The organism is Blastococcus sp. KM273129 (assembly GCF_021698995.1).
GTDB lineage: Bacteria > Actinomycetota > Actinomycetes > Mycobacteriales > Geodermatophilaceae > Blastococcus.
Window position 1 is genome coordinate 1 of record NZ_SSXB01000133.1, and the last position, 6,324, is coordinate 6,324.

At 74.7% G+C, this 6,324-nt stretch carries 7 protein-coding genes; 3 read left to right on the forward strand and 4 right to left on the reverse strand.

The window, feature by feature from the left end; all coding sequences use genetic code 11:
• The first annotated feature begins 84 nt into the window (after nucleotides 1-84).
• Entirely contained in the window at nucleotides 85-693 is a 609-nt protein-coding gene (locus E9565_RS21265) for an MBL fold metallo-hydrolase (protein WP_236836677.1), read from the forward strand.
• A gap of 9 nt (nucleotides 694-702) precedes the next feature.
• On the opposite strand, the gene E9565_RS21270 is transcribed toward E9565_RS21265, so the two are convergent.
• Complete coding sequence (locus E9565_RS21270) at nucleotides 703-1,365, reverse strand: DUF5701 family protein (protein WP_236828767.1); 663 nt, start codon at nucleotides 1,363-1,365, stop codon at nucleotides 703-705.
• Complete coding sequence (locus tag E9565_RS21275; RefSeq protein ID WP_236836678.1) at nucleotides 1,362-1,670, reverse strand: hypothetical protein; 309 nt, start codon at nucleotides 1,668-1,670, stop codon at nucleotides 1,362-1,364. Before E9565_RS21275 ends, E9565_RS21270 begins: the two co-directional genes overlap by 4 nt.
• A gap of 205 nt (nucleotides 1,671-1,875) precedes the next feature.
• Between E9565_RS21275 and purF the strand changes: the two genes are divergently transcribed.
• Both purF and purM read left to right on the forward strand, forming a co-directional pair.
• Nucleotides 1,876-3,414, forward strand: coding sequence for an amidophosphoribosyltransferase (purF, locus tag E9565_RS21280; RefSeq protein WP_236836679.1), 1,539 nt, complete (start codon nucleotides 1,876-1,878; stop codon nucleotides 3,412-3,414).
• Complete coding sequence (purM, locus tag E9565_RS21285) at nucleotides 3,411-4,466, forward strand: phosphoribosylformylglycinamidine cyclo-ligase (protein ID WP_236836680.1); 1,056 nt, start codon at nucleotides 3,411-3,413, stop codon at nucleotides 4,464-4,466. Before purF ends, purM begins: the two co-directional genes overlap by 4 nt.
• 168 nt (nucleotides 4,467-4,634) lie before the next feature.
• On the opposite strand, the gene E9565_RS21290 is transcribed toward purM, so the two are convergent.
• Complete coding sequence (locus tag E9565_RS21290; RefSeq protein ID WP_236828763.1) at nucleotides 4,635-4,856, reverse strand: DUF3073 domain-containing protein; 222 nt, start codon at nucleotides 4,854-4,856, stop codon at nucleotides 4,635-4,637.
• Between the two features lie 162 nt (nucleotides 4,857-5,018).
• Nucleotides 5,019-6,083: a Glu/Leu/Phe/Val dehydrogenase gene (locus E9565_RS21295; RefSeq protein ID WP_236828762.1), complete on the reverse strand. Its 1,065-nt coding sequence runs from the start codon at nucleotides 6,081-6,083 to the stop codon at nucleotides 5,019-5,021.
• Nucleotides 6,084-6,324 lie beyond the last annotated feature (241 nt).

Here is a 6,324-nt window from a genome sequence, read left to right on the forward strand (position 1 = left end):
GACCATCGGGCTGGACGACGTCGAGGAGGCGTTCCACAAGATGCACGCCGGCGACGTGCTGCGCTCCGTGGTGGTGTTCGGCGAGTGAGCGCCCGCATCGAGCAGGTCGTCGTCCCGGGGGTCTTCTCCCTCGACGGGCAGGACTTCGACGTCGAGAACAACGTCTGGCTCGTCGGGGACGACGACGAGGTGCTGGTGATCGACGCGCCGCACGACGCCGCCCCCATCGTCGAGGCGATCGGCGGCCGGAAGGTCACCGCGATCGTCCTGACCCACGGGCACAACGACCACATCACCGCCGCTCCCGCACTGCGCGCGGCGACCGGCGCCCCGATCTGGTTCAACGGCGCCGACCGGATGCTCTGGGACATGACCCACCCGGACGCCGCCCCCGACCAGGAGCTGGGAGCGGGCACGCGCTTCGACGTCGCCGGCACCCGGCTGGTCGCGCTGCACACGCCGGGTCACTCGCCGGGCAGCACCTGCCTGCACGCGGCCGACCTGCGCACCGTCTTCACGGGCGACACGTTGTTCTGCGGCGGGCCGGGCGCGACGGGCCGGTCGTTCAGCGACCACCCGACGATCGTCAACTCGATCCGCGCCCAGCTGCTCACGCTGCACGGCGACACGGTGGTGAAGACCGGGCACGGTGAGGACACGACGATCGCGGCCGAGCTGGGCAACGTCCGCTGAGCCCCGGGGTCAGAGCGGGGTGCGGGCGGTGGCCGAGGCGAAGCCCAGCCAGGTGTGCCGGTTGCCGGCCCAGCACCAGCCGACCTTCGGGGCGCCCCGGCGCGCGGGCCCGTCGCGGCCGGTGCCGTTGCTGATCCACAGCGCCGGGGTGCGTGCGTCGAGGCGGCCGCCCGCCTTCCGCAGCCGTGAGCCGACCGTCATGAAGCAGGCGTTGCGCGCCAGCACCCCCGGGCACTGCAGCAGCCAGTGCACGCCCTCGCCCAGCGTGAGCGGGGTGCGCCCGGCGGCGATCAGGGCGGGGAGCGCTTCGTCGGGGCTCCGGTTCCGCAGGTCGTCGCCACGGTGCACGCCGGTGACGGCGTAGAAGGGGGCGTCGGGCACGACCACCGGCTCCACGGGAGCGAAGGCGTCGACGTCGGTCATGTCCGCGACCACGAATCCCGGCCTGCCGTCCCGCTCGAGCAGCGGTGCGAGCGCGGACGGCGCGGCGAGCCGCGGGTGGACGACCAGGAGCGCCCCGGGCGGAAGGGCCTCCGCGGCGGCACGCACCGCGGCCACCCGCAGGCCGGCGAGCTCGTGCACGCCGAGGGCGATCAGCCGCTCGGCCTGGGCGGTCGCGGACGGCAGCGGCGCGGCGACGCCGGCCGGGAGGCCCCGGTCCCGTCCCGTCACCGCTCCGGCGGAGCCTCCCGTCGCGCCGATCGGTCGTGCGACCCGGCGGCCGTCCGCTCGAGCCGCTGCCGGATCGCCGCGACGTTCAGCGCCAGGTCTTCGAGCGCCTCGACGGCGCGCGTCGCGAGCGCGAACGTGAGGTTCTCCCGCTGCTCCTCGGCGCTGGGCTCGGGTCGGCGTCGCACGGCCTCGCGCGTCACGTCGGCCCACGTCTGGTCCTCGCGGCGCGGTTCGTCGAAGAGCTGGCGCAGCATCCGCTGTGCCATGTCGAGGAACTCCCGCGGATCGGGCCCGTTGCTCGCCATCCCCATTCTCCTGTCGCTCGGCCCCGAGCACGCCGTCCGGCGCGGAGCGGCCGGGCGGGAAGTGGGCGGGTCACACGTCAACGCGCCCCTCGCGGCCGAGGTTCCTCGCCCCGGGCCCGGCGCGCGATCCGGGGGACGGGCGCAACGGCGCCGCGCTCTCCCGCCTCGACGGCGGCGGAGGCGCCCGCGCCGGTACGCTCGACCGGTGCCCCGTGGTGATGGACGGCTGACGCACGACCTCGACCCCCAGTTCCCCGGTCCCCAGGACGCCTGCGGCGTCTTCGGGGTCTGGGCGCCGGGTGAAGAGGTCGCGAAGCTGACCTATTTCGGCCTGTACGCCCTCCAGCACCGCGGGCAGGAGGCGGCCGGCATCGCGGTCTCCGACGGCGCCTCGGTCGTCGTCTACAAGGACCTCGGGCTGGTCAGCCAGGTGTTCGACGAGGCGACGCTGGGCAGCCTGCGCGGCCACCTCGCCGTCGGGCACACCCGCTACTCCACGACCGGCTCCTCCACGTGGGAGAACGCCCAGCCCACCTTCCGCACCACGGACTCCGGCACCGGGCTGGCCCTCTGCCACAACGGGAACCTGGTGAACACCGCGGAGCTCGCCAGCAAGGCCGCCGACGCCGGGGTGCCGGGCGCCTTCGCCGCCACCACCGACTCCGACCTGGTGACGGCGCTGATCGCCTCCTACCAGGACCTCTCGGTCGAGGCCGCCGCCATGGAGGTGCTGCCGCAGCTGCGCGGCGCCTTCTCGATCACGTTCATGGACGAGGACACGCTCTACGCCGCCCGCGACCCGCAGGGCGTCCGCCCGCTGGTCCTGGGCCGGCTGGAGCGGGGCTGGGTGGTGGCCAGCGAGACCGCCGCCCTGGACATCGTCGGCGCCTCGGTCGTCCGCGAGGTCGAGCCCGGTGAGCTGATCGCCATCGACGAGAACGGGCTGCGCAGCCAGCACTTCGCCGCGGCGGAGCCCAAGGGCTGCGTCTTCGAGTACGTGTACCTCGCCCGGCCCGACACCACCATCTCCGGCCGCGGCGTGCACGCCGCCCGCGTGGAGATCGGCCGGCGGCTGGCCAAGGAGCACCCGGCCGACGCCGACCTGGTCATCCCGGTCCCCGAGTCGGGGACGCCCGCCGCCGTCGGCTACGCCGAGGCGAGCGGCATCCCCTACGGGCTGGGTCTGGTCAAGAACTCCTACGTCGGGCGCACCTTCATCCAGCCCAGCCAGACCATCCGGCAGCTGGGCATCCGGCTCAAGCTCAACCCGCTGCGCGACGTCATCCGCGGCAAGCGCCTCGTCGTGGTCGACGACTCGATCGTGCGCGGCAACACCCAGCGGGCGCTGATCCGCATGCTGCGCGAGGCCGGCGCGGTCGAGGTGCACGTCCGGATCTCGAGCCCGCCGGTGAAGTGGCCCTGCTTCTACGGCATCGACTTCGCCAGCCGGGCCGAGCTCATCGCCAACGGCCTCGACATCGACGGCGTGCGCGCCTCCATCAACGCCGACTCGCTCGGGTACGTCTCCGAGCAGGGGCTCATCGCCGCCACCGAGCAGCCCGTCAACCGGCTCTGCACGGCCTGCTTCACCGGCCGGTACCCCATCGACCTGGGGACGCCGGAGGTGCTGGGCAAGCACGTGCTCGAGGGCATCGGCAACCGCGCGGTCAGCGGCTGGACGGGCCAGCAGGCCGGCAGCGCCGTCATCCCCGGCGGCGCCGAGGACGCGCTGACCCGGCCATGAGCGAGTTCACCTACGCGGCCTCCGGCGTCGACATCGACGCCGGGGAGCGCGCGGTCACGCTGATGAAGGCCGCCGTCGAGCGGACCAACCGGCCCGAGGTCGTCGGCGGCCTGGGCGGGTTCGCCGGGCTGTTCGCGCTCGACGTGCACAAGTACCGGAAGCCGCTGCTGGCCTCCTCGACCGACGGCGTCGGGACGAAGATCGCCCTGGCCCGGCAGCTGGACCGGCACGACACCGTCGGCATCGACCTGGTCGCGATGGTCGTCGACGACCTCGTGGCCTGCGGCGCCGAGCCGCTGTTCCTCCAGGACTACGTGGCCTGCGGGAAGGTGGTCCCCGAGCGGATCGCCGCGATCGTCACCGGCATCGCGACCGGCTGCACGCTGGCCGGGGCCGCGCTGGTCGGTGGGGAGACCGCCGAGCACGGCGACCTCATGGACGCCGACGAGTACGACCTCGCCGCCACCGCGGTCGGCGTCGTGGAGGCCGACGCCGTGCTGGGCCCCGAGCGTGTGCGCGCCGGTGACGCGGTGATCGCGATGGCCTCCAGCGGCTTCCACTCCAACGGCTACTCGCTGGTGCGGCGCGTCGTCTCCGCCGCCGGCCTGGACCTCACGGGCACGCCGGCCGGCCTGGACCGCCCGCTGGGCGACGAGCTGCTCGAGCCCACCCGCATCTACGCCCGCGACTGCCTCGCCCTGGTCGAGGCGCTCGGCGTCGGGGCGGTGCACGCCTTCGCCCACATCACCGGTGGGGGGTTGGCCGGCAACACCGCGCGGGTCGTCCCCGCGGGGCTGCAGGCGGTCCTCGACCGGGGCACCTGGGCGCTCCCACCCGCCGTCCGGCTCATGGAGGAGCACGGCGTTCCCCGGGCCGAGAGCGAGCGGGCGTTCAACTGCGGCGTCGGCATGGTGGCCGCGGTGGCCCCGGAGCAGGCCGATGCCGCCGTCGCGCTGCTCACCGGGCGCGGCGTGCCCGCGTGGGTCGCCGGCACCCTGCGCGAGCAGGCGGCGGACGCGCCCGCGGCGGAGCTCGTCGGCACCTACCGCTAGCGGCCCCGGCGTCCGGTCACCCGGATCCGGGGTCGTCGTCGGCGATCGCCGGGTGCCCGGGGACGTGCCGGCCGCACGGTGCCGATCCGGGACGCAACGCCACGACACCGCTGCCCCGGAGGGCTGCGGTGTCGTGGGGTGCGACGGGTCAGGTGGTCGCGCCGCCGGTCAGCGGCTGGCCGCCCAGTCGTCGTCCGAGTCGTCGTCCGCCCAGCGGTCGGCGTACTCGTCGTCCTCGTCTTCGTCGTCCTTCGCCGCGCTGGGCGCGGTGTACGTCGACGGAGAACCCGCCAGCTCCCGCTGCAGCGCGGAGAGGTCGGTGTTCGGTGAGCTGTACTTGAGCTCACGGGCCACGCGTGTCTGCTTGGCCTTCGCTCGGCCGCGCCCCATCGGCTCGACCCCCTCATTACGGAGTGCGGAGGCCCAGCCAAGCGGCTGATGCGGCCCGCGTGGCGACCCCGACTGAGTGACTATGTCTCGGACAACATTACGACACGGATCGGCGAGGGGCACACGCCCTCCCCCTCCGGAGGTGCGTGAGCCCCGCCTCGCTCAGCCCGGCAGCCGGATCGTGGCCAGCCGGCCGACCGAGTCGATCCGCTCCTGGGCCAGCCGGTCGGCCGCGACGGCGGGGGAGACGCCCTCGGCCTCGGCCAGCGCGAAGACCCGCAGGGCGACGTCGAAGATGCCCGACGCCTTCGCCCGGGCGCGGTCGAACGAGAAGCCGTGCCGCTCGTCCTCGACCTGGATCACGCCGCCGGCGTTCACGAGGAAGTCCGGCGCGTAGAGGATGCCGCGGGCGCGCAGCCGCTCGCCCGCCCCCGGGTCGGCGAGCTGGTTGTTCGCCCCACCGCAGACGATCCGGCCGGTCAGCGCCGCCACCGTCTCCTCGTCCAGCGCCCCGCCGAGGGCGCAGGGCGCGTAGACGTCGTGCGGGGTGCGGACCAGGGCGGCGGTGTCCGCGGCGGCGCGCACCTGGGGGTGCCGGGCCCGCACCCGCTCGACCGCGCCCGGGTCGACGTCGGTGACCACCACGTCGGCGCCGTCCTGCACCAGGTGGTCCACCAGCCACGAGCCGACCTTGCCGACGCCGGCGACGGCGACGGTGCGGCCGGCCAGCGACGGGCTGCCCCAGCAGTGCTGCGCGGCCGCCCGCATGCCCTGGAAGACCCCGTAGGCGGTCAGCACGGAGGAGTCCCCACACCCGCCGTAGGCCTCCGACCGGCCGTGCGCGTACCGCGTCTCCCGGGCCACGACGTCGAGGTCGGCGTTGTACGTGCCGACGTCGCAGGCGGTGAGGTAGCGCCCGCCCAGCGACTCCACGAACCGCCCGTAGGCCCGCAGCAGCGCCTCGGTCTTGTCGGTGCGCGGATCGCCGATGATCACGGCCTTGCCGCCGCCCAGGTCCAGCCCGGCGAGGCTGTTCTTGTACGACATGGCGGCCGAGAGCCGCAGCACGTCGGCGACCGCCGCGTCCTCGTCGGCGTAGGGGTAGAAGCGCGTGCCCCCCAGGGCCGGCCCCAGCGCGGTGGAGTGGATGGCGATGACCGCCCTCAACCCCGACCCGGGATCGCTGCAGAAGACGACCTGCTCATGACCGGATGCCAGCACGTCCACGACGGAAGACTAGGCCGCCCGGACGGCGCGGAGCGCCCCGCCGGGAGCCTCCGGCGGTGGTGCCGGGGAAGGCGCGGGGCATGATCCTGGGCGGAACGGATGCGCGGGCCGCGCCCGCGAGCACAGGAGGAACCCCGATGGCCGCACCGAAGCGACTGCTGGCACTCGCCGTGGCCGCGCCCCTGCTCCTCTCCGCGTGCACCACGGACGGCGGCGGTGGCGGGGGCGGGGAGAGCTCGGG

Coding starts and splice junctions, on each gene's coding strand:
- E9565_RS21290 (WP_236828763.1), bottom strand. CDS start 4,856: ATGGGGCGCGGCCGAGCGAAGGCCAAGCAGACACGCGTGGCCCGTGAG.
- purM (WP_236836680.1), top strand. CDS start 3,411: ATGAGCGAGTTCACCTACGCGGCCTCCGGCGTCGACATCGACGCCGGG.
- E9565_RS21275 (WP_236836678.1), bottom strand. CDS start 1,670: ATGGCGAGCAACGGGCCCGATCCGCGGGAGTTCCTCGACATGGCACAG.